Raw genomic sequence first — 20,347 nt, 5'->3', positions numbered from 1 at the left:
GATCTTTCGAAGAAGGGGGTACGACCATGACCAGGCGAGCACTCGTATTGGGCGGCGGCGGAGTCGCAGGTATTGCGTGGCAGACGGGTGTCCTACTGGGATTGGCCGAATCGGGAGCAGACGTCAGCGACGCCGAGATGCTGCTGGGGACCTCGGCGGGGTCCTCTGTCGCAGCCCAGATCTCGAGCGGAGCCACGTTGGCCGAGCTGTTCGAGCGTCAGGCGGACGAGGCCAAGCAGGACCACGAACCGCATGCCGAGGCGACGATCGACGAGCTGGTCGCCATGCTGGCTCGGGCGGCCCAGAACTCGGACGGCAGTGCGATCGACACGCGTCGGCGTATCGGCACCGAAGCTCTGGCGGCCTCGACGATCTCCGAGCGCGAGCGCAGGGCGATCATCGAACGCCGGCTGCCGTCGCACACGTGGCCCAATCGCGATCTACGGATCGTCACCGTCGATGCCGTGACCGGTCGGCATCGGGTACTCGATCGTGGCTCGGGCGTCCAGCTGATCGACGCCGTGGCCGCGAGCTGCGCTATCCCGGGAATGTGGCCGCCGGTGACCATAGGCGATCACCGCTATGTCGACGGCGGTATCCGGGCGAGCGAGAATGCCGATCTGGCAGTCGGTTTCGAGAAGGTGCTGGTGTTCAGGGTCGGTGCCCTCGATCTGGAGCACGACCCCTTCGACGTCGAACGAGAGCGGCTGATCAAGGGTGGCTCGAAGGTGGAGGTCGTTGCCCCCGACGCCGATTCGTCGGCCGCCATCGGCCCCGATGCCACCGACATCGCAGTTCGATCGGCTGCAGCCGTGGCCGGACGAGCGCAGGGCAATGCCATCGCAGAACGCATCGCCGAGTTCTGGGTCTAGAGGACCTCTCTAGCCGAACAGTGCAGCGCCGTTTCCCCAACAGACCGAACGCACCCAGTCGTCACCGAGATCGAGTCGGCTCACGGCCTGCAGCGCATGCAGATACGGGTACGGGATGTTGGGGAAGTCGCTGCCGAACAGAATGCGATCCTGCAGTTCGAGCAGCCGTGGCCGCTCGTGTTCGGGGAACGGTGCGCCCGCCTCGGAGAAGTCGGTGAACGCCATCGTGGTGTCCAGCCGCACGTTCCGGTAGCGATCGGCCAGATCGAGGAAGTCGCTGTACTCCGGCATGCCCATGTGCGCGATGATCAGCGGAAGCGTCGGGAACCGCTGCAGCAGTGCGGCAATGGGTTCCGGTCCGGTATGGGTGCCCGGTGCCGGGCCCGAACCGCAGTGGATCACCACGGGTACCTGCGCGTCCGAGATGGCACCCCAGACGCCGTCGAGCAAGGGGTCGTTCGGTGAGTAGTTGCCGACCTGGATGTGCGACTTGAAGATTCGAGCACCGTTCGTCAACGCCTGCTCGACGTACTCGGTGGCCCCGTCCTCGGGATAGAAGGTGGCGGTCTGCAGGCAGTCGGGGGTCCGGGCCGCGAAGTCGGCACTCCACGAGTTGAGCCAGGCCGCCATCGACGGCTTGTGTGGGTAGATCATCGACGTGAACCGCCGTACTCCGAACCCCCGAATGACCTCCAGCCGTTGTTCTTCGGCGAACCGGTAGGAGATGGGCCAGACGCTGCCGGTCAGTGGACCGGCACTGTCGAAATAGCTCCACACCTTGTCCATCACGTTCTTCGGCATGAAGTGCGTGTGGACGTCGAAGAGGCCGGGCAGGGACAGCTCGGTCCAGAAGGCGACGATCCGTTCGGTCTCGTCGAGAAGTTCGGCGTCGGAGCGTGGCGGCTCAGCGTGCGACATGGGCGTCGAACCACGCGAGAGTCTTGCCCCAGGCATCGGCGGCGGCGTCGGCGTCGAACACGGCAGGGCGGTCGTCGCAGTGGAATCCGTGCTTGCCATGGGCGTAGCGAGTGATCTCGGTGGCCACCGGTGCCGTCGCGGTGATCTCGCGCAGCGTCTCCACATCCTGGAACGGGATGCCCTCGTCCAGATCCCCGAAGAACCCGTGCCACGGCGTCTGGAGTGCGTCGCCCACCGAGGTCATCGCGGGATAGCCGAAGCGGCCCTGCGTGATTCCGCCGCCGTAGAACGTCGCGGCCGCACCGAGGGGGCGTCGAACAGCGGTCTGGAACGCCACACTGCCACCCATGCAGAAGCCGACGATCGCGATGGACGAGGGCTCGAAGCCGAGTTCGGCCAGTGCGGTCGCCGCTGCGTCCACGTCGGCGTCCACCTCGTCCGCCTCGAGTTCTCCGATGGCCGCCATGGCAGAATCCATGTCCGAGTAGTCGAGCACGGTGACGCCGTCCTGCCGGTGGAACAGGTGCGGAGCGACCGCGACCCACCCTGCGGCCGCGACGCGATTGCAGACGTCGACGATGTGGTCGGTGACCCCGAAGGCCTCCTGGATGACGATGACGCCGCCGCGGGCATCACCATCGGGCCGAACGACGGTGAGGGGAGTGGTGTTCATCCCTCGATTGGAGCACAGCAGGAGTGGAGCCTGCGGAACGACCCATTCGGCCAGCACGTAGTACATGCCGGTAGCGTCGGTCGGACTCGCTGTTTTGTACGGTGGCGTGCAGGGAACGATCCCGACCGAGAGGACAACTCATGCGTGCGGTACAGATCTCCAGCCTCGACGGACCCGATTCGGTGACCGTGGTGGACGTCGACGAGCCTGCCGCGCGCGACGGATCGGTGGTCATCGAGGTTCATGCCGCCGGCGTCGCCTTTCCCGACGCGTTGCTCACCCGCGGCCTCTACCAGTACAAGCCCGAGTTGCCGTTCGTCCCCGGCAGCGAGATCGCCGGCATCGTTCGGTCGGCACCACCGGAGTCCGGCTTCTCGGCCGGGGATCGCGTCGCGGCGCTGACGGGACTGAGCGACGGTATGGCGGAGGTCGCCGTGGTCTCACCCGACACCGTCTTCGCGCTACCCGAGTCGGTGTCCCTGTCCGCGGGGGCAGGATTGTTGTTCAACGACCTGACGGTGCACTTCGCGCTTCGTGAACGCGGCCGTCTGGCTGCGGGCGAGACGGTCCTGGTGCACGGCGCAGCAGGGGGAATCGGAACCTCCGCACTGCGAATGGCTCCGGTACTCGGGGCATCTCGCGTCATCGCCGTCGTGAGCTCGCAGGCCAAGGCCGACATCGCCCGTTCCGCCGGAGCCACCGACGTGGTGCTCGTCGACGGGTGGAAGGACGCGGTCAAGGAACTGACCGGCGGCCGTGGCGTCGACGTCGTCGTCGACCCGGTCGGCGGTGACCGGTTCACCGACAGCATTCGCTCGCTCGCACCGTCGGGCCGAATCTTGGTGCTGGGCTTCACCGGTGGCGAGATCCCCACGGTCAAGGTCAACCGATTGCTGCTCAACAACGTCGACGTCGTCGGAGTCGGTTGGGGTGCATGGTGGATGACGCGCCCGGGCTACCTCGCCACGCAGTGGGCCGAGATCGAACCGCTGCTCGCCGATGGATCGCTCAGCGCACCCGAGCCGTCGGTGTTCCCGGCCGCCGACGCTGCCGCCGCTATCGCGTCACTGGAGAACCGCACTGCCGCAGGCAAAGTGGTGCTCGATTTCACGCGCTGAGTCGCGGTCGGGCTGCCGGTTCACTCCGGCAGCTCGACGCCTCTTGCCTCGGCCAGGGCTGCGATCTCCGCAGGGAAGACGTTCTTGAACACGAACGGATCGGTTCCCAGAGCCCAGTCGGGCGCGAGTTCGATTGCGTACCGCTCGAAGTAGCCGAGCTGCTTGGCCACCAGGATCAACTCCTCCGGGCTCGACGTCTTGTACTGCTTGCCCATGCCGACCAGCGCTCGAATGAAGTCCGCCAGGCTGAAGTGCGCGAGGGTTGCCGAGAGCATCGGAGCGAAGACCGACTGTAGGATCGCACCGACTTCGGCATCCGAACCCATCTGTGGGGCAACGATTCCCAGGCGTTTGACAGTGCCGGCGAGTCGGGTGAAGTCGCCGTCGATCACGGTGGCGTGGAACAGGTCGAGCAGTAGCGCGCGCCACTGCTCGTCCACCTCGCCCATGACTCCGAAGTCGAGGAACGCCACCCTGCCGTCGTCGAGAACCCAGACGTTGCCCGCATGCACGTCGCCGTGGAACAGGCCGTGCAGCACAAGGGCTTCCATCCAGACCTTGGCTGCGCGACGAACGATGAGCTCGGACTGATCCCCCGGCTCGTAGCGGTCGAGTGGTGAACCGTGCATGCGCTCCATGCAGATGACACGGCCACCGCAGTAGTCGAGGAAAACCTCGGGAGCGGTGACGTGCTCGTTGTCGCCGAACGCGCCGATTGCCGCGCGAAAGCTGTCCTGACGCTTGGCTTCCACGGCGCTGTCGAGTTCGGCGAACGTGGCAGCGTGCAAGTCGACGATGATGGCCGACGCATTGGCCGTGGCGAAGAACGGAATGAACTTCTCGAGTCCGCGGGCGATGAGGTACGCGATACGCAGGTCGATCTTCATTCGGTGGTAGATGCCTCGCCGTTGCACCTTCATGACCACTTCACGGCCGTTGTCGCGGCGCACACACAGATGCACCTGAGCGACCGAGGCGGACGAGAGCGGCACGTCGTCGAACGAGGAGAACAGCTCGTCGATTCCGCGGCCCAGATCGGCCTCGATCACGGCGCGCGCCTGTGCCCCGGGGAACGGTGGCACCTCGTCGAGGCAGCGCAGACAGGTGTCGGCGAGGACCTTGGGAAACAGCCCCGGTGAGGACCCCATCAACTGCCCGACCTTGACGAAGGTGGGACCGAGAACGAAGAAGGCGTCGACGACGGCCTCCGAGGCGTGCAGCGGCCACCCGCGCCGCGGCGCGCGCACCCAGCGGCCGATCGCGACGAATTGGAAGTACGCCAACACAGAGCCGATGACGATGAGCCGCAACAGTTCTCGTACCCCGAACTTCCTCAGCTCGGGTGCAGGCTTCGGTGTCGGGGGCTCGGGCGTCATGCGTTCACCCCTGCAGGAACCCGCGCCGCCGAGGCTTCCAGGCGCGCCAGCAGTCGATCGAACCGGGTGGCGTCGTCGGAGGCGCGCGAGAGCACCAACGCGCCCTGTATTCCGGCCACGATCTCCTCGGCCAGTTCGGCGGCCGAGTCGCCGTGTCCCAGACGGCTCAGTACCGGAGTGAGTGCGTCGATCCAGTGGGTGAAATGCGTTGCGACGCGGCCCGAGAACACGGCACGGTCGAGACCGAGTGTGAACGCTCCGAACAGGCACACCAGTCGATTGGACCGGAAGTATCGAGCGGTCTGCTCGAACATCTCGTGGGTGGTCGACGCGGCATCGGTGCCGTGTCGCAACGGCTCGAACACGTTGTGGTGGAACCACAGTTCGACGTCGTCGAGGACGGCCTCGGCCATCTCCTGCTTTCCCCGCGGAAAGTAGTGGTAGAGGCTGCCTTTCCCCAGGCCGGTCCGTTTGCTGATGACCGCGAGGGACGATCCGTCGAATCCGTGGTCGCGGAACACCCCTGCGAGTATCGGCACCACGTTGTGGCGATCGCTCATGAGCCGGTACTGTACCAATCGGTACACGCCAGGTGTATCGGGGCTCCGGGAGTGGAGCCTGCGAATGACCCATCGGGGTCGAGCCGAGATGGGTCGTACAGCTGTGAAGAGAACGACCGTCCTGGCCGCTGGTGCGTTCCTCGTCGGCGGGGTGACCTATCTGGCCGCCGAGGCCGTCGCCGCGCTGGGGTGGACCGATCGGCCGTACAGCTACTCCCGCAACAACATCAGCGACCTCGGTATCCCGGACATCTCGCCGCTGCACGCGGTGATGAACACCGGCTTCGTCGTCGACGGCACGTTGTTCGTCCTGGCGGGGCTGGGACTGGCGGTTCTCTTCGAGGGCCGCGCGCGGTGGATCGTGGTCGGCACCTCCGTTGTGCACGGTGTCGGCAGCATCGTCGTCGGGCTCGCTCACGCCTCCGTCGACGGGGCCTCGACGCCCCATGCGGTGGGTGCGGGCATGGCGATCGTCGGCGGCAATCTGGTACTGCTGGCGGCGGGCCGATACGGCGGCCGCGTCGCCGCGCCGCGTTGGTACACCGTGAGCAGTGCAACCGCAGGAGTGGCAGGCCTGGTGGGGCTGGCCCTGTTTCTCGCCGACACCGGAATCCTCGGCGGCGGAACATTCGAGCGCATTTCGGTCTACACCATCATCGGATGGGAGATCGTCACCGGCGCAACGATTCTGGCCAAGCGCCGCCTATCCGAAGTCGGGTGACTCCTTGGCGAGGAACGCGCGCACACCCTCCCTGCCGTCCGCCGACTCGAACGCCTCCTCGAACACCGGCAACGCCCGTCGCGCCGGTAGGCCGGGGGACTCTCCGAACGTGAGCGCGAGGGCCTGCTTGTTCGCTCGAACAGCAGAGCGGGATTTTCGCGCCAGCGCCTGCGCCAAGTCCAGGGCCATCGACAAGGACTGTCCACGCGGAGCGACGCGATTGATCAGGCCCCACTCCAGAGCAGTCTCGGCCGATACGGGCTCGCCGAGCAACACCAGCTCGGCGGCGCGGGCCTGACCCACCCGACGCAGCGCACGCATGGAGCCGCCGCTGCTGGGGATCACACCGAGGTCGATCTCCGGGAGTCCGAGTCGAGCTCCCGCGTCGGCGACGACGAGGTCGCAGCACATCGCCAGCTCGAGACCGCCGCCCAACGCGAATCCGTCAATTGCCGCGACGGTGGGCAGCGGCAGCTCGTCGAGCAATTCCAGGGTGGCGTTCTCGAGATTGCTCTTGCGGGCCAGCACGTCACCGTCGTTCTGCATCTCGGGCATCTCGGTGATGTCCGAACCGGCGCTGAACACCCGGTCGCCGGTGAGAACGACCGCCCGAACCGCGGCATCGTCGGCCAACTCTCGAAGGACGGCGCGCAGTCGACGCGTCGCCGGTCGGGTCAGCGCGTTCACCGGCGGGTTGCTCAAGGTGATCTGGGCGACCGCCGCGTGCGGAAAGGTCAGGACAGGAGAAGGCTCGGTGGGCATACCTGAACCGTAGAGCGTGCGGCTGACCAGGCGATTGGGAGACTGCCGAGATGGCATGTAGCGTGGTGAACACCCGACGCGGGGTGGAGCAGCTCGGTAGCTCGCTGGGCTCATAACCCAGAGGTCGCAGGTTCAAATCCTGTCCCCGCTACTACACGAGTCAGGCCCGACATCGATGATGTCGGGCCTGACTCGTCTGTGGTGCCCTCGTCTGTGGTGCCGCGGGGTTCGTCGATCAGGGCTGCAGTCTGAACTGCACGACAGCGGTCACATTCTCGATGGCGTCGTCGAGAGCGGTCATGCGTGCTCGGGCGTCCGGCGCAGACAGGATGTCCAGTCGATCGGATTGACCCATCGGAATCAGTGCTGCCAGCGACCAGATCTTCTCGGCGGCCGAGATGGGCAGGCCCAGGAAGTCCGGAACACCGGGTGTGACAACGCTTTCCGCCGATTCGAGTCGACCGATCAGCTCGTAGAGATCTTCGACCCGCGCCCAGGTGGCGTCGAATTCGGTGTCGGCGATCACCGCGTCGGTGTCCTCGTCCGGCCACGCTCGGACGTCGGCCAGTGGGTACGGATCGTCCGGCAGCCAGGCGTCGATCCTGATCCGTTCACCGCCGACGCACTCGAGCAGGTATCGGCCGTTGCCGATGGACTCGTGCCCGATGATGTGTGCGGTCGTCGCCACGTCGTGCCGTACGTCGCCGCCGCCGGCCTCGTGCCCACGCGCGATGAGCACCACACCGAAGCTCGGATCTTCTTGCTTCAGGCAGTCGTGCACCAGAGCCTGGTAGCGCGGCTCGAAGATGTGCAGTGGCAGACGTTCGCCGGGGAGCAGCACGCTGCCGAGCGGGAACATCGGGGTCACGCTCACGGGTGCTGCAACGGAACAGCCGCCGGGGCGATCGCCTCGGCTGCGCTCTTCTCGGTCCGGTTGGAGTCCAGGAATTCGTCGAGCAGTCGGAAGAAGAAGTCCGGCTCGTCGAGCTGGGGAAAGTGGCCGGCGTCGGGAAAGATCTCGACGCGACTGTTCGGGACCTCGCGTCGAATGTTGTCGGCGTGCTTGGCGGGAATCATCCGGTCCTTGCCGCCCCAGACGAGCAGCGACGGAATCGACTCGAACTTCTCGAAATGTTGCTTGGCGCTGACGGTCTGACCACGCGGGCCCACCACGGCACGCGTCGACGCCAGAAATGCGCCGCGGGTGGAGCGGTCGGCCACGGACCGGAACGACCGCCAGGTCTCGGCCATGCTGGGACCCGGCTTGACCGGCAGACCCCATCTGCCCAGCTGCGCAAGCGCGCCCTCGGTGTTCTTGCGGAACCAGTCCGATGCGAGCAGTGGCAGTACCAGCTCACTGCCGGGCAGCGTCGCGGCCTTGAGGAGCAGGCTCACTTCCGGGCCGAGGCCGCCGCTGCTGACCAGCGCCAGGCGATCGACCCGCTCGGGGAAGAGGTACGTCAGCTGCATGACGATGCCGCCGCCGAGCGAGTGACCGACCATCGGGGCCGAGTCGATGTTCAGGTGATCCATGAGGTCGCGAATGGTGGCCGAGTGCGAACTCAGCGAGTAGTCGCCGGTGGGCTTGTCGGATTCACCGTGGCCGAACAGGTCGGGCGCGACGACCCGATACTTCTGCGACAGACGCTCGAGCTGCGTGCCCCAGGACTGATGCGATCCGAGCAGGCCGTGCACCAGAATCACGGGAGGGCCGTCGCCCATGTCCACGTATCGCAGGACGTCCTTGTGTAGTTCTACCGACTGCAATTCGTACGATGAACTCATGGTCGACCTCCTCGTCGTGTGATTCCCGGGTCGTCGCGTGGCTCGGCGAGCCGCTGGCACAAACGTACAAGCTGAGCCGACACTGCGACAGACCCTCGGTCAGCGCGCGAGCCCCGCCTCGTCGAAGGTGTTCGCGATCGTCTCGGCCAAGTGTTCGGCCATCGGTTCGCGCAACATGTCGACGTGATCTCCGGGGATGTCGACGAAGCTCAGCTCACCACGGCCGACCGCCTGCCACGACCTGAGATCCTTCACGTTCTCCGCTGTGCGAACCACGGTCATCGAACCCGACCACGGTGTCGGCACGTGCTTGTTCAACGCCACGTACCCGATGCTTGCGAAGACCAACCATTCCATTGTCGTCGGGTACCGCAGCAGCCCGGCGAACCGCATCCGTACCCAGAGGGCGGCGGTGCCGATGCGACCGAGGTGGAAGCCTGCTTCTTCTCGCGTACGAGCAGGCGGCGCAGCCGGAACCTCGGTACCACCGGGCAACCTGTCCAGCAGATGCCGGAACAGCCGCGTGTCGAGAAGCAGCAGGTGCGGGGAGCCGAGGCCGGAGTCTCGGATCTCCTCCGCCATCGCGATGGCGATCCAGCCGCCGAGCGAGTGACCGACCAGATGGAACGGGCCCTCGGGTTGGACCGTACGAACAGCGTCGACGTAGCGCTTCGCGGTTCGCCGAATCGTTCGGTCCGGGCGTCCGCGCTTGCCTCGGCCGTGCGCCTGCAGCGCATACACCGGGCGGTCCTCGTCGATGTGCTTGACGAGGTTGAGAAAGGCCATCGCACCGACGCCTGCACCGCCGATCAGGAAGATCGGTGCCTTGCTGCCCTCGGTGCGCAGCGGCACGAGGACATCGTGTTCGCCGGTTGTACGCCGACGCGCAGTCGCTGCTTCCTCCAGGCGAGCATCGACTGTCACGGCCAATGCTCGAACGGTGGTCGCCGTGAACACGTCCTCCGGCGTCAGATCGATCTTCAGGCTCTCACGAAGGTGAGCCAGCATCGCCGTTGTGGTCAGCGAGTTGCCGCCCAGCGCCAGGAAATCCTCGTCCCGGCCGATGGTGTCCAGCCCGATCGCGGTGCGCGCGGCCTCGGCCACGATGTACTCGGTCGGGCCGACCGCCGTGCGCTCGACGCGTCGATCGGCGGGCTCGGGCAGTGCACTTCGGTCGAGCTTGCCGCGCTCGTTTCGCGGCATCGCGTCGAGCGCGACGATGTGGGTGGGGACCATCCATTCCGGCAGCGTCCGGCGCAGCGACGCTCGAATCTCGCCCACGGAGGGTCGCCGACCGGAACGAGCCGAGCACACGTAGGCGACCAGGTCGGTGTCGGTGCCGGAGGTCCGACCGATCACCGCTGCGTCGCCGATCTCCGGCATGGCGCGCAGTGCTGCCTCGACCTCGGCCGGCTCCACCAGGTATCCGCGCACCTTGACCGCGTCGTCGATGCGTCCGGCCAGGTGCAGCGTCCCGTGGTCGTCGAGTCGGCCCAGATCGCCGGTGCGATACCGGAACAGTCCGTCGCCGAGGGCGGTGAATCGTTGGGAGTCCAGACCGGCGCCGCCGAGGTAGCCGTCGGCCAGGCAGCTCGCCGTCACCCGTACTTCGCCGATCACGTCCGGTGCACACGTGGAACCGTCGGAGGTCACGACTTCGACGAGCTTGCCCGTGATGGGCCTGCCTGCAGGGAGAAAGCCCGACGGCAGCGCTCGTTCGGGCGGGTATTCGCTGTACGCGACGGCACCGGCTTCGGTGGTCGCGTACCAGTTGACCACCGTTGCGCGGCTGTCGAATCGCCGCCGAAAGCCGTCGGCATCGTCGGAGTGCAGGGATTCCCCGTACGTGACGACCACCCGCAGCGTGGACACGGCCCCGCGCCCGATGGGTCCGTGATCGGCTCCGGAGACTGCGCGCAGCAGCGACGACGAGCAATGCAGCGTGGTCAGGGAATGCTCGGCTGCCCACTCGACGGTGCTGCTGGGGACACCGGACCTGGGGTCGCGGCAGTACACGGCGGCACCGCTGAGCAACCCCGCGAACAGGGTGTTCAAGCCGGCACCGAAGCTGACCGGAAGGGAGTTTCCGACGCGGTCGTGTGGGCTCAGTGCCAACGCGGTGGCGACCTCGTATGCCTTGGTCAGACACATGCGGTGGCTGAGGATCACACCCTTGGCGGTGCCGGTGGATCCCGAGGTGTAATTGATCACCGCAGTGTGGTCGCCCGACAGCGTCGGCAGTGGAACACAGGAGTCGATGGCTGCGGCGACGGTGGCGGGGTCCAACGCTGTCGCGCCCGCTTGGTCGATGATCGTGGCGCGACGCTCGGCGGGAAGCATGGGGTCCAGTGGAACCAGGGGATGGCCCGCTGCGACGACGGCGAGCATCAACTCGATCGAATGCGTCGTCGCGTCGGTCTCCACGGCGAGCGGCCGAGAATCGGTGGGAAAGAGCGTGGCGATCTTCCGTGCCGACGAGTAGGCGCGATGCAGGAGCTCGTCGAAGGTGAGTGAGGTGCCGTCGACGTCGAGTGCGATGGCGTGCGGCAGAGCGTGGGCCACCTCGCGGTAGCGGGCCATCAGGGTGTCGCGACGTTCCGGCCGACACAGCGGGGCCAGCGACAGTCGGGTCGGCGCATCGATGTCCTGAATAGACATGATTCTCCTTGCACGAGCCCGACCCGTGATTGCGAAGTCGGTTTGATACCTCTAAACCGGCTCCGAGACTGTTTTACCGCTCCAAAGGTAGACGTGAACAGCCTTTTTACGCAAGCGGAAAACCGGACATTCCACAACAATCGGGTGACGTTGCGGAATGTCCGGTCGGTTTCGGGTACGCCCCTACAGGTCCGCGATGGCCTCGAGAGGCTTCGTGCGTGCTGCTCGAACGGCGGGCCACAGCGCCGCCAACACACCGACGACAGCGGATCCGAGCAGCATCGCCACCACCTGGCCCCACGGCACGGTCATGGTGCCCAGGCCCTCGTCGCGGAGAGTCTGCACGAATCCCCACCCGAACGCGATGCCGAGGACGACGCCCACGATCGCGCCGAACAGTGCGATGAGCAGCGACTCGAGATAGATGATGCGTCGTACCTGAGGCCGCTGCATGCCTATCGCGCGCAGCATGCCGATCTCCCGACGCCGCTCGACGACCGACAGGGCCAGCGTGTTGACGATGCCGAGCACGGCGATCACGACGGCCAGTGCCAGCAATCCGTACAGAACGGCGAGCAGGGTGTCGATCTGTTGACCCTGGCTACCCTTGAACTCCTCCACGTCCTGGACCTGGACGACGACGAACGGCTTGGTCGCGGCCTCGAGGTCGGACCGCAGCGTGTCCAGGTCTGTTCCGGGCGTGGCCTTGACCAGAACCAGGATGTCGGACCGGGTGATGGACGGCGTCACCTCCTGGTAGATGTCGCCCGAGACGATCCAACTCCCGATGAGCGGATTGTCGGTGAACACGCCGGTGACGGTCACCGGGACCGACGCCCCGTCCACGGTGTCGAAGGTGACCTCGGTTCCGACCGTCCACCCGCGCGTCGCCGCTTCGGTCTCCGACACCGAGAATCCCTCGCTGTCGAGGTCTGCAGTGCCCTGAACCATCGACAGCTCGAGCAGTCCCTCGGGTGAGCCGTCGATGGCGGCGCCGTACTCCTCCTGGCCGGCGATGGTGACGAATACAGGGTGCAGTACCGCTGTGCGGTCCACGCCGGTCACCTGCTGTGCTGCAGTCGTTGCACCGGTCGGAACACCGATCGACTGCGGACCGGACAGGATGTAGTCCGCCTCGACGCCGGTGTCCACGAGTGAGTCGACACTGGCCTTGGCGGTGGATCCGAGCACGCCGATGACGGTGACGAGCATGAGTCCGAGCATCAGGGCGAAGGCGGTGGCCGCGGTGCGTCGCGGGTTGCGTACCGAGTTGGTCCTGGCCAAGCGTCCGATCGCGCCGAACGGACGGGTGATGACGGCACCCAGCGCGCCGACCACCGGCCGTGACAGCGACGGTGCGGCCAGTGCGGTGGCGACGATCAGCGCGACGGCTCCCGCGCCGACCGTGGCAGCGGCAGCGCCGCCGGTCGACTGCGCGCCGATGATCAGTGCGGCTGCGCCTGCGATTCCCAGGCCGACGCCCACGAAAGTCCGGGTGCGCAGGGTGTCGCCCGCAGAGGCGAACTCCTCTCGCATCGCGGCGACCGGCGGAATCTTGGCCGCTCGTCGGGCCGGTGCGTACGCGCTCAGCACGGTGACGAGGATTCCGACGGCGAAGGCGACGACGACGGTGCGCGGCTCCAGTGCCAGCGGTCCCGACGGCAGGCCCAGGTCGAAGGCGTTCAGCAGTGCTCGTAGGCCGTAGGCGAGCCCGACTCCGCCGACGAAGCCCAGGACGCTGCCGATGACGCCCACGACGAGGGCTTCGAGGACGACCGACCGGCTGACCTGTCCGCGGCTGGCTCCGATGGCGCGCAGCAGTGCCAGTTCGCGGACGCGTTGCGCGACGATCATCGAGAACGTGTTGTAGATGATGAAGGTGCCGACCAGCAGGGCGATCCCGCCGAAGGCGAGCAGGAAGTAGTTGATGAACGACAGCGCGGACTCGACCTCGGCCTGAGTCTCGGCCTGTACGTCCGCGGCGGTCTGGACCTTCAGATCGGGAAATGCCGCGGCGATCTCGTCGCGAAGATCGCTCTGACCCAATCCCTGTGCGGCGAGATCGTTGCCCGCGACGTCGATGTACTGCACGTGAGCGCCGTCGGTGAACAGCTCGTTCGCCTGGCTCTGCACGAACTGGATTCCGATGTAGCCGCCGGATTCGGTTGCCGTGGAATAGATTCCGCTGACGGTGACGTCGGTGATGCCCTTGGACGGCACGAGGACCTGGGTTGCGTCACCCACTTTCAGGCCTGCGCGCTCGGCGCCACCGGCATTGATGGCGATCTGGCCGGGAGCGGTGGGAGCCGAACCGTCGACGAAGGTGGTCGGATCGCCGAGTCGTTGGTCGTCCGGGAGGTACGACTCACCGATGGTCGGTGCGCCGCCGGACTGGACGGCGGCACCGTCCGAGCCCAGCAGTACCAACTGTCCGCCGACGTACGGGGACACGGCGCGCACGTTCGGCAACGCCGAGATTGCTGCGATGTCCTCGTTCGGCACGCCGGAAGAGCGCGCGTCCTCGGGGCTCACTCGAACGTCCGCGCCCTGTGCGGTGTCGGCGAACAGCGAGGAGAAGGTGCGCTGGAGGGTGTCGGTGAAGACGAACGAACCCGCGACGAACGCCGTGCCGAGCACGACGGACAGCACGGTCAACGCCAACCGAACCTTGTGTGCTGCAAGGTTTCTCAACGACACCTTGCGCATGGGATTGCCCGACGGCTTTTGTCGAGGAGGTTTGTTGGAAACGGAATGCGCCATTATCGGACCGTCTCCAGCTTCTTCATCCGTTCGAGTACGGCGTCGGCCGTGGGCGAGTTCAGCTGATCGATGACCGCACCGTCGGCGAGGAACACGACGCGGTCGGCGTAGCTGGCCGCGCGTGGATCGTGCGTGACGATGACGACGGTCTGGTCGAATTCGTCTGCGGCAGTGCGCAGAATCGACAGCACCTCGCCGGACGAGCGAGAATCCAGGTTACCGGTCGGCTCGTCGCCGAACACGATGTCGGGCCTGCCCGCCAGCGCACGCGCGCACGCCACTCGCTGCTGCTGCCCGCCCGAGAGTTCGCTGGGACGGTGATCGAGGCGGTCGCGCAGGCCCAATTTGTCGACCACGGTGTCGAGCCAGGCCTGGTCCGCTGCGCGGCCCGCGATGTCGAGCGGCAACGTGATGTTCTCCAGCGCGGTCAGTGTCGGCACCAGATTGAACGCCTGGAACACGAATCCGATTCGGTCCCTGCGCAATCCGGTCATCTCCTTGTCGGAGAGTGCCGTCAACTCGGTGTCGCCGATGGTCACCGTGCCCGAGGATGCGTTGTCCAATCCGGCCAGGCAGTGCATCAGCGTCGACTTGCCCGAACCCGACGGTCCCATGATGGCGGTGAATTCGCCGCGCGCGAAGTCGACGCTCACCCCCGACAGTGCGTGAACCTGGGTGTCCCCGGATCCGTAAACCTTCGATACGTCGACCGCACGTGCGGCAATGTCGCTCATGCGTGCCAGTGTTCCAGCGTTCCGCGCCCGTCGCTATCAGGGGAGACCCTGAACACCACCCCTATGATGGGCGTCATGCGCATCGGAGCCCACGTCCGCGACAGCAGCGACCCTCTCGGTACCGCCGAGGCGCTCGGCGTCGACCTCGTCCAGATGTTCCTCACCGATCCGCAGAAGTGGAACAAACTTTCCCCGCACCCCCAGGGCGAGGCGCTGTTGACCGGCGACGTCGACGTGGTGGTGCACTCGTCCTACGTGCTCAACGTGGCGAGTTTGAACAATCGGATCCGCATTCCCTCGCGCAAGGCCGTCGTCGAGCAGGCTGCTGCTGCGGCCGAGATCGGGGCCATCGGTCTGGTCGTCCACGGCGGCCACGTTCGTGAGGGCGAGGACACCGCGAAGGGAATCGACAACTGGCGCAAGCTGTTCGAGCGCCAGGCGGAGCAGGGTGGCTTCGCTGTGCCGATCTTCGTCGAGAACACCGCGGGCGGAGACTCCGCGATGGCACGCCACTTCGACGACATCGCCCGGTTGTGGGACGCGATCGGTGAATTCGGTGCCGGATTCTGTCTGGACACCTGCCATGCGTGGGCCGGGGGTGAGGATCTGGTCGACGTGGTCGACCGAATCAAGGCCATCACCGGACGAATCGATCTGGTGCATCTGAACAATTCACGCGACGAATTCGACTCGGCGCGAGACCGGCACGCGAATCTGGGCACCGGAACGATCGACGCCGAGATCCTGACGGCCGTCGCGCTGGCGGCCGACGCGCCGGTGATCCTCGAGACTCCGCCCGAGGGGATCGAAGACGACGTCAGGCTGCTGAAGAGCCTGTAGCAGCGGGCGTCGTCGTCGCCAACTGGCGAACGGCGTCCGACCACAGTCGGATCAGCTCGTCGGCTCCCTGCAGGCCGTGCGCCCAGGTGATTCGTGCCAGGGCAATGCCTGTGTCGGTCACCGTGATTCCGATGTCGATGGCGTGGTCGCGGCTGGGCTCGGCCAGGGCAGAGTCGCGAACGATGATCTGCGCTCCCGCGCGGCAGGCCAGCGCGGGATAGTTGCGGGTCAGCGCGTAGTCGCGGCCGGCGTTCGGCACCAGGGCGAGCCGCCTCGCGACATCGTCGAGAAGGTGTTCGGCGTGGGAGGGCACGGTGAGGGCGTCGGTGTGGACCGCGGGGAGTCGGACCGGGTGAACGGCACCGGTGCGATCGAGATCGAGGTCGACCAGCGCGCCGGCCGAGGAGCCGCGACGGTTGTTTCTCTGCCACGTGGATACGGCCGAGCCCAGGGCGGCCAGCAGCAGAACGCGGCGGCGATGCGGACCGTCGGGCAGTGCGAACGTCATCGACGTCTGCTCGAATGTCGTGAACTGTTCGGTGAGCAACGGTCGCTCCGCCGGGGTCAGGACGGCGACCCAGTACGGGACCTGTTCGGCTACCTCGGTGCAGAGAGTGCGTCCGAGCTGGGCCGGGCTGATCGTCTCGCGGTGCACGAGTCTCAGCGGTCCGAACACGCTCATGCCGGCGACCCCACTTCCGATCGGATTGTCCTAGCCTTACCTAACCTTGCTCAGGTTAGCTCGAGCCGGAATCGGACGCCAGGACGCCCCCGTCGGGATCGGTTCGGTCGGTGGTGCGCAGCGCCGGAATGCCGGGAGAGGCCGGTAACCTTCCGGTCTCGAGCTCGCCGAGCAGGCCCTCGGACCAGGTCAGCAGACCGGCGACATCGACACGATGCGGAGGGTCGGCCTCGAAACCGATGAGCCGGTCGTGTCCTTGCCGGAGCAGCGAACCGGCACCGACGCGGTTGCCACGCATCAGATGGGTCAAACCGACGGCGAGTTGGGCCAGGCCCTGCCACAACGGACGCTCGTCGGGCGAGCAGCTCTTCCACGTGCCTTCCAGTACCTCGTGCGCATGGAACGGCATGTTCGCGTCGAGGAATCTCTGGGCTTCGACGAGTGCGGCGGCGGGCGGAAGCCGGAGGTCGTCGGGCACGCGTGGGGTTCCGTTGCCGCCGCGAGCGAGGGGCCGCCCGAGACCGTCCCGAGGCCTGGCGTTCAGGGGCTTACCGTGCGCATCACGTTCACGTTCGGCCATGGCGGAAACCCTAGCGGGTGGTGGCCCGCTCCGAGCTCACAGTCGCGACGACGTGCGTGCGGTGATGACACCCAGAGCTGCCAGTGCGGCGGCAGAGGTCGCGACCATCGTGGTGGACACGGCAACGGCGTCGTTTCCGAGGGCACCGACGATCGGCGCGACGATGGCACCGAGCCCGAACTGAGCTGCTCCGAGAAGGGCAGCGGCACCGCCTGCGGCCTCACCGTGCCTGGACAGCGCGAGCGCAGGTGCGTTGGGCATGACGAATCCGACGGCACCGAGCACGAACCACAGCGGAATCACGAAGCCGGCCATCCCACCGATCTCGGCGATCGCCAGCACGGCCATGACGCCGCCCGCGAGCACGGCGAACGACAGTGCGGCCAGCACGATCTGCACCGGAGCGAAGCGTCCGAGCAGGAGGACGTTGAGCTGAGATGCACCGATGAGCGAGATCGCACCGGCGGCGAAGACGATGGCGAACTGCTGCTCGTCGAGGCCGAATTCCTCCTGCAGAACGAACGACGAACCGGCGATGTACGCGAACAACGAGGACATCGCGAGGGCCGCGACGAGAACGAGCACCACGAACTGGGCGTCGCGCAGCAGAGAGCGGTAGGTGCGCAACACCGGCATGACTCCGCTCGCACGCCGACGCTCGGGCGGCAGCGTCTCGCGTAGCGACACGATCGCCAGTGTCATCAGGGCGACACCCATGATTGCCAGCGCGGCGAACACGAGACGCCACGACCCCACCAGCAGCACGGCACCGCCGAGCGAGGGTGCCAGCACGGGTGCGACGCCCATGACGAGCATCAGCCGGGACAACACGGTTGCGGCCGCGCGGCCGCTGAACAGGTCTCGCACGATGGCCATCGCGACCACTGCAGCGGCGGCGGCACCGAGACCCTGCACGACGCGTAGGCCACCGAGAACGGCGATGTTGGGAGCCACGATGCAGGCGACGGAGGCCAGGATGTGCACTCCGGTACCGACGATGAGCGGTAGTCGTCGGCCGACGATGTCCGAGAGCGGCCCGATGACGAGCTGTCCGAGGGCGAGGCCGATCAACGTGCCTGCGAGGGTGAGCTGCACCGCCGACGACGGGGTGTTCAGGTCGTCGGCGATGGCCGGAAGAGCCGGCAGATACATGTCGATGGTCAGCGGACCGAGCGCGATGAGTGCGCCGAGAACCAGGATCACCCGCAGGCGTTCCTTCGACGTCGGCTCGGGAGAGGTGTTCGTCGCTGGTGCTACGGGTGTCTCGGCTGCTGTCGTGTTCGGTGCTTGGGCCACCCGACGTTCAGCAACCGGGGTACTCGTTCTGTTCCCGGTTGCTGACTACAACTTTCGTGTCCTATGCCACGGCGTCGGACAGTACGGTCAGCTTCTCCACTTCCTGGCTGGTCAGAGCCAATGCGGGTGCGTCGAGCAGAGCCGGTAGCTGGGAGATTCTGCTCGCGCTGGCGATCGGGGCGGTGACGCCCGGTCGCGCGAGCAGCCACGCGAGGGCCACGCTCGAAATCTCCGCCGAACGTGATTCGGCGATCTCACGTAGGCCCTGCACCACGTCGAGACCGGCGTCCGAGAAGTACCCCGTGGTCAGACGTTCGCGTTGCTTGCCGGCCAGGTCCTCTCGGGTGCGGTACTTACCGGTGAGGAATCCGGCGGCGAGGGAGAAGTAGGGAAACACGCCGAGATCGTTCTCGACGGCCAGATTCTGCAGCTCGCCTTCGTAGTCACGGCGGGCGACCAGGTTGTAGTGCGGCTGCAGTGCGATCGGTGCCGCGAAACCGTTGTCTCGGGCGAGGTCGAGCCATTCACGCACCCGCGCCGGGGTGTAGTTCGAGATGGCCACGTACCGCACCTTGCCTGCCCGTACCAATGCGTCGAACGCGGCGAGGGACTCGACCAGCGGAGTCTTCTCGTCGTCGTAGTGCGCGTAGTAGACGTCGATTCGGTCGGTCTGCAGCCGAGCCAGCGACGCGTCTGCGGCGGCACGGATGTTCTCCGGGGCCAGTCCGCGGAACTCGGGATGTTGGCTGACCTTGGTGGCGATGACGACATCGTCCCGGTTTCCGCGGGCTCTGGTCCACTTGCCGATGATCGTTTCGGACTCACCGCCGGAGTTGCCGTCGGCGAATGCCGAGTACGAATCTGCGGTGTCGACGAAGTTGCCTCCGCCTGCGGTGAACGCGTCGAGGATCTCGAACGACTCGGCCTCGTCGCTGGTCCAGCCGAACGTGTTCCCGCCCAGTGCGAGCGGAAAGATCTCCAGATCGGAACTACCGATGGCAACCACAGACAAACCCCTTACGTTGGCGAACAACTCGACTGTACGAGCAGCGAAGGCTCAGTGCCACGTGTGATCCACCAGCGCGGTGCGAGGACCGAACTTGGGCTTGGTGGCCTTGCCGCTCAGATACAGCAGCCGGATCGCGCGATGCCTGTGCGGTGCCAGGGGCCGGAGATACTCGACCATCTCCGCGTCGTCGATCGGCCTACCCAACAGCGACCAGCCCACCACGGACGCCAGGTGATAGTCGCCCACCGACAATGCGTCGGGATCCCCGAGGGCGCGTTGCGCGGTCTCGGCCGCCGTCCAGACGCCGACGCCCGGGATGGCCCGCAGCCTGCGCGCAGCGTCCTCGGGTGTCATTCCCGTCGCCTCCTCCAGACGACCGGCCGCGCAGGCAACGCGGACGACGGTCTTGGACCGGGCCGGGTCGACGTTGGCGCGGTGGTACTCCCACGACGGGATGCGGCGCCACACGTCGGGTGTCGGGAAGACGAACATCGGCTTCGGCGTCGGACCCGGTGCCTTCTCGCCGAACTTGGTCACCAGGTAACGCCACGACCCGAAGGCCGAAAGTCCGTGTACTCGTTGCTCGATGATCGCCGGGATCAGGGCCTCGAGCACCAGCCCCGTTCTACCCAGTCGCAGGTGCGGCAGCCGCCGGTGGGCTTCCTGGAGAATCGGATGCTCGGGTGCGAACGTGGAGGCATCGTCGTCCACTCCGAGGAGCGCGGGTGCCGCGTCCAACAGGTCGGGTGCACCGGGGCCCCACGCTCGAACCTGGGCACTCGTCGGCGAGGTCTGGGTCAGGCGGTACGTCACCGGACCGGAGCTCATGCGCGACGTGCGCCAGATCCCGCCGTCGGGCGTCGACTCGTACGTGGGATCACCTCGGCCCCGACGCAGCGGCGACACCGACATCCGAACGTCGATCCGTTGTTCGGAGGTGACGAGTCGGACCACCCCATCGGAACCGGCGTCGTCGGGCATCGGTTCTTCACCTCCGAAGGGT

19 protein-coding genes and 1 tRNA gene are annotated in these 20,347 nt (G+C 66.6%); 5 read left to right on the top strand and 15 right to left on the bottom strand.

Translation table 11 applies throughout. The features are described 5' to 3' along the window. The first annotated feature begins 26 nt into the window (after nt 1–26). The gene (locus CH296_RS08520; protein ID WP_032396808.1) at nt 27–872 is read left to right on the top strand and encodes a patatin-like phospholipase family protein; all 846 of its coding nucleotides are present in this window, start codon (nt 27–29) and stop codon (nt 870–872) included. 9 nt (nt 873–881) lie between these two features. On the opposite strand, the gene CH296_RS08515 is transcribed toward CH296_RS08520, so the two are convergent. Together CH296_RS08515 and CH296_RS08510 are read right to left on the bottom strand one after the other, a co-directional pair. Then, nucleotides 882–1,790: an amidohydrolase family protein gene (locus CH296_RS08515; RefSeq protein WP_094684500.1), complete on the bottom strand. Its 909-nt coding sequence runs from the start codon at nt 1,788–1,790 to the stop codon at nt 882–884. Continuing rightward, nucleotides 1,777–2,463, bottom strand: coding sequence for a dienelactone hydrolase family protein (locus CH296_RS08510; protein WP_032397293.1), 687 nt, complete (start codon nt 2,461–2,463; stop codon nt 1,777–1,779). Before CH296_RS08510 ends, CH296_RS08515 begins: the two co-directional genes overlap by 14 nt. A gap of 140 nt (nt 2,464–2,603) precedes the next feature. Between CH296_RS08510 and CH296_RS08505 the strand changes: the two genes are divergently transcribed. After that, the gene (locus CH296_RS08505) at nt 2,604–3,581 is read left to right on the top strand and encodes an NADPH:quinone oxidoreductase family protein (RefSeq protein ID WP_032396807.1); all 978 of its coding nucleotides are present in this window, start codon (nt 2,604–2,606) and stop codon (nt 3,579–3,581) included. Nucleotides 3,582–3,601: 20 nt separating this feature from the next. On the opposite strand, the gene CH296_RS08500 is transcribed toward CH296_RS08505, so the two are convergent. Next, a complete protein-coding gene (locus tag CH296_RS08500) occupies nt 3,602–4,957 on the bottom strand; it encodes an AarF/ABC1/UbiB kinase family protein (RefSeq protein ID WP_094684499.1) in 1,356 nt (451 codons plus the stop codon). Next, nucleotides 4,954–5,517, bottom strand: a complete 564-nt coding sequence (locus CH296_RS08495) for a TetR/AcrR family transcriptional regulator (RefSeq protein ID WP_176459200.1) — start codon at nt 5,515–5,517, stop codon at nt 4,954–4,956. The genes CH296_RS08500 and CH296_RS08495 overlap by 4 nt, the downstream gene beginning before the upstream one ends. Nucleotides 5,518–5,620: 103 nt before the next feature. Between CH296_RS08495 and CH296_RS08490 the strand changes: the two genes are divergently transcribed. Further along, nucleotides 5,621–6,238 carry a DUF998 domain-containing protein gene (locus CH296_RS08490; protein ID WP_179277671.1) on the top strand — a complete coding sequence of 206 codons (618 nt, stop codon included), beginning with the start codon at nt 5,621–5,623 and terminating at the stop codon, nt 6,236–6,238. Here the strand turns inward: CH296_RS08490 and CH296_RS08485 are convergent. After that, on the bottom strand, nt 6,221–7,000 hold the full coding sequence (locus tag CH296_RS08485) for an enoyl-CoA hydratase/isomerase family protein (protein ID WP_179277670.1): 780 nt from the start codon (nt 6,998–7,000) through the stop codon (nt 6,221–6,223). The genes CH296_RS08490 and CH296_RS08485 overlap by 18 nt on opposite strands. 77 nt (nt 7,001–7,077) lie before the next feature. Between CH296_RS08485 and CH296_RS08480 the strand changes: the two genes are divergently transcribed. Further along, a tRNA-Met gene (locus tag CH296_RS08480) sits at nt 7,078–7,151 on the top strand. Between the two features lie 84 nt (nt 7,152–7,235). Here CH296_RS08480 and CH296_RS08475 read toward each other — a convergent pair. The 5 genes from CH296_RS08475 to CH296_RS08455 form a co-directional block, all read right to left on the bottom strand. Beyond that, nucleotides 7,236–7,874, bottom strand: coding sequence for an LON peptidase substrate-binding domain-containing protein (locus CH296_RS08475; protein WP_032396804.1), 639 nt, complete (start codon nt 7,872–7,874; stop codon nt 7,236–7,238). Further along, a complete protein-coding gene (locus CH296_RS08470; protein WP_045197511.1) occupies nt 7,871–8,785 on the bottom strand; it encodes an alpha/beta fold hydrolase in 915 nt (304 codons plus the stop codon). The genes CH296_RS08475 and CH296_RS08470 overlap by 4 nt, the downstream gene beginning before the upstream one ends. 99 nt (nt 8,786–8,884) lie before the next feature. Continuing rightward, entirely contained in the window at nt 8,885–11,443 is a 2,559-nt protein-coding gene (locus tag CH296_RS08465) for an alpha/beta fold hydrolase (protein ID WP_094646144.1), read from the bottom strand. A gap of 183 nt (nt 11,444–11,626) precedes the next feature. After that, nucleotides 11,627–14,149, bottom strand: a complete 2,523-nt coding sequence (locus CH296_RS08460) for an ABC transporter permease (protein WP_032396801.1) — start codon at nt 14,147–14,149, stop codon at nt 11,627–11,629. Between the two features lie 53 nt (nt 14,150–14,202). After that, nucleotides 14,203–14,937, bottom strand: coding sequence for an ABC transporter ATP-binding protein (locus CH296_RS08455; RefSeq protein WP_032396800.1), 735 nt, complete (start codon nt 14,935–14,937; stop codon nt 14,203–14,205). Between the two features lie 75 nt (nt 14,938–15,012). On the opposite strand from CH296_RS08455, the gene CH296_RS08450 reads away from it, so the two are divergent. After that, on the top strand, nt 15,013–15,777 hold the full coding sequence (locus tag CH296_RS08450) for a deoxyribonuclease IV (protein WP_045200588.1): 765 nt from the start codon (nt 15,013–15,015) through the stop codon (nt 15,775–15,777). On the opposite strand, the gene CH296_RS08445 is transcribed toward CH296_RS08450, so the two are convergent. The 5 genes from CH296_RS08445 to CH296_RS08425 all read right to left on the bottom strand — a co-directional run bounded on the left by CH296_RS08445 (nt 15,755) and on the right by CH296_RS08425 (nt 20,325). Continuing rightward, on the bottom strand, nt 15,755–16,459 hold the full coding sequence (locus tag CH296_RS08445) for a hypothetical protein (protein ID WP_094684496.1): 705 nt from the start codon (nt 16,457–16,459) through the stop codon (nt 15,755–15,757). The genes CH296_RS08450 and CH296_RS08445 overlap by 23 nt on opposite strands. Nucleotides 16,460–16,514: 55 nt before the next feature. Next, nucleotides 16,515–17,039, bottom strand: a complete 525-nt coding sequence (locus tag CH296_RS08440) for a DUF309 domain-containing protein (protein WP_045197506.1) — start codon at nt 17,037–17,039, stop codon at nt 16,515–16,517. Between the two features lie 36 nt (nt 17,040–17,075). Further along, a complete protein-coding gene (locus tag CH296_RS08435; RefSeq protein ID WP_032396799.1) occupies nt 17,076–18,335 on the bottom strand; it encodes a multidrug effflux MFS transporter in 1,260 nt (419 codons plus the stop codon). Nucleotides 18,336–18,396: 61 nt separating this feature from the next. After that, nucleotides 18,397–19,341 (bottom strand): aldo/keto reductase, encoded by a 945-nt coding sequence (locus CH296_RS08430; protein WP_094684495.1) that lies wholly within the window; start codon nt 19,339–19,341, stop codon nt 18,397–18,399. 51 nt (nt 19,342–19,392) lie between these two features. After that, nucleotides 19,393–20,325: a DNA-3-methyladenine glycosylase gene (locus CH296_RS08425; RefSeq protein WP_094682504.1), complete on the bottom strand. Its 933-nt coding sequence runs from the start codon at nt 20,323–20,325 to the stop codon at nt 19,393–19,395. Nucleotides 20,326–20,347 lie beyond the last annotated feature (22 nt).

This window comes from Rhodococcus sp. 14-2496-1d (assembly GCF_002259365.1).
GTDB lineage: Bacteria > Actinomycetota > Actinomycetes > Mycobacteriales > Mycobacteriaceae > Rhodococcoides.
Note: the sequence above shows the minus strand (reverse complement) of the source record. Positions and strands in the feature narration are given on the sequence as shown.

Bases quoted from the DNA above. Each gene is read 5' to 3' on its own strand.
- CH296_RS08500 (WP_094684499.1), bottom strand. From the start codon at position 4,957: ATGACGCCCGAGCCCCCGACACCGAAGCCTGCACCCGAGCTGAGGAAG.
- CH296_RS08485 (WP_179277670.1), bottom strand. From the start codon at position 7,000: ATGCCCACCGAGCCTTCTCCTGTCCTGACCTTTCCGCACGCGGCGGTC.
- CH296_RS08445 (WP_094684496.1), bottom strand. From the start codon at position 16,459: ATGAGCGTGTTCGGACCGCTGAGACTCGTGCACCGCGAGACGATCAGC.
- CH296_RS08460 (WP_032396801.1), bottom strand. From the start codon at position 14,149: ATGCGCAAGGTGTCGTTGAGAAACCTTGCAGCACACAAGGTTCGGTTG.
- CH296_RS08510 (WP_032397293.1), bottom strand. From the start codon at position 2,463: ATGAACACCACTCCCCTCACCGTCGTTCGGCCCGATGGTGATGCCCGC.
- CH296_RS08465 (WP_094646144.1), bottom strand. From the start codon at position 11,443: ATGTCTATTCAGGACATCGATGCGCCGACCCGACTGTCGCTGGCCCCG.
- CH296_RS08440 (WP_045197506.1), bottom strand. From the start codon at position 17,039: ATGGCCGAACGTGAACGTGATGCGCACGGTAAGCCCCTGAACGCCAGG.
- CH296_RS08495 (WP_176459200.1), bottom strand. From the start codon at position 5,517: ATGAGCGATCGCCACAACGTGGTGCCGATACTCGCAGGGGTGTTCCGC.
- CH296_RS08515 (WP_094684500.1), bottom strand. From the start codon at position 1,790: ATGTCGCACGCTGAGCCGCCACGCTCCGACGCCGAACTTCTCGACGAG.
- CH296_RS08505 (WP_032396807.1), top strand. From the start codon at position 2,604: ATGCGTGCGGTACAGATCTCCAGCCTCGACGGACCCGATTCGGTGACC.
- CH296_RS08470 (WP_045197511.1), bottom strand. From the start codon at position 8,785: ATGAGTTCATCGTACGAATTGCAGTCGGTAGAACTACACAAGGACGTC.
- CH296_RS08520 (WP_032396808.1), top strand. From the start codon at position 27: ATGACCAGGCGAGCACTCGTATTGGGCGGCGGCGGAGTCGCAGGTATT.
- CH296_RS08425 (WP_094682504.1), bottom strand. From the start codon at position 20,325: ATGCCCGACGACGCCGGTTCCGATGGGGTGGTCCGACTCGTCACCTCC.
- CH296_RS08455 (WP_032396800.1), bottom strand. From the start codon at position 14,937: ATGAGCGACATTGCCGCACGTGCGGTCGACGTATCGAAGGTTTACGGA.
- CH296_RS08450 (WP_045200588.1), top strand. From the start codon at position 15,013: ATGCGCATCGGAGCCCACGTCCGCGACAGCAGCGACCCTCTCGGTACC.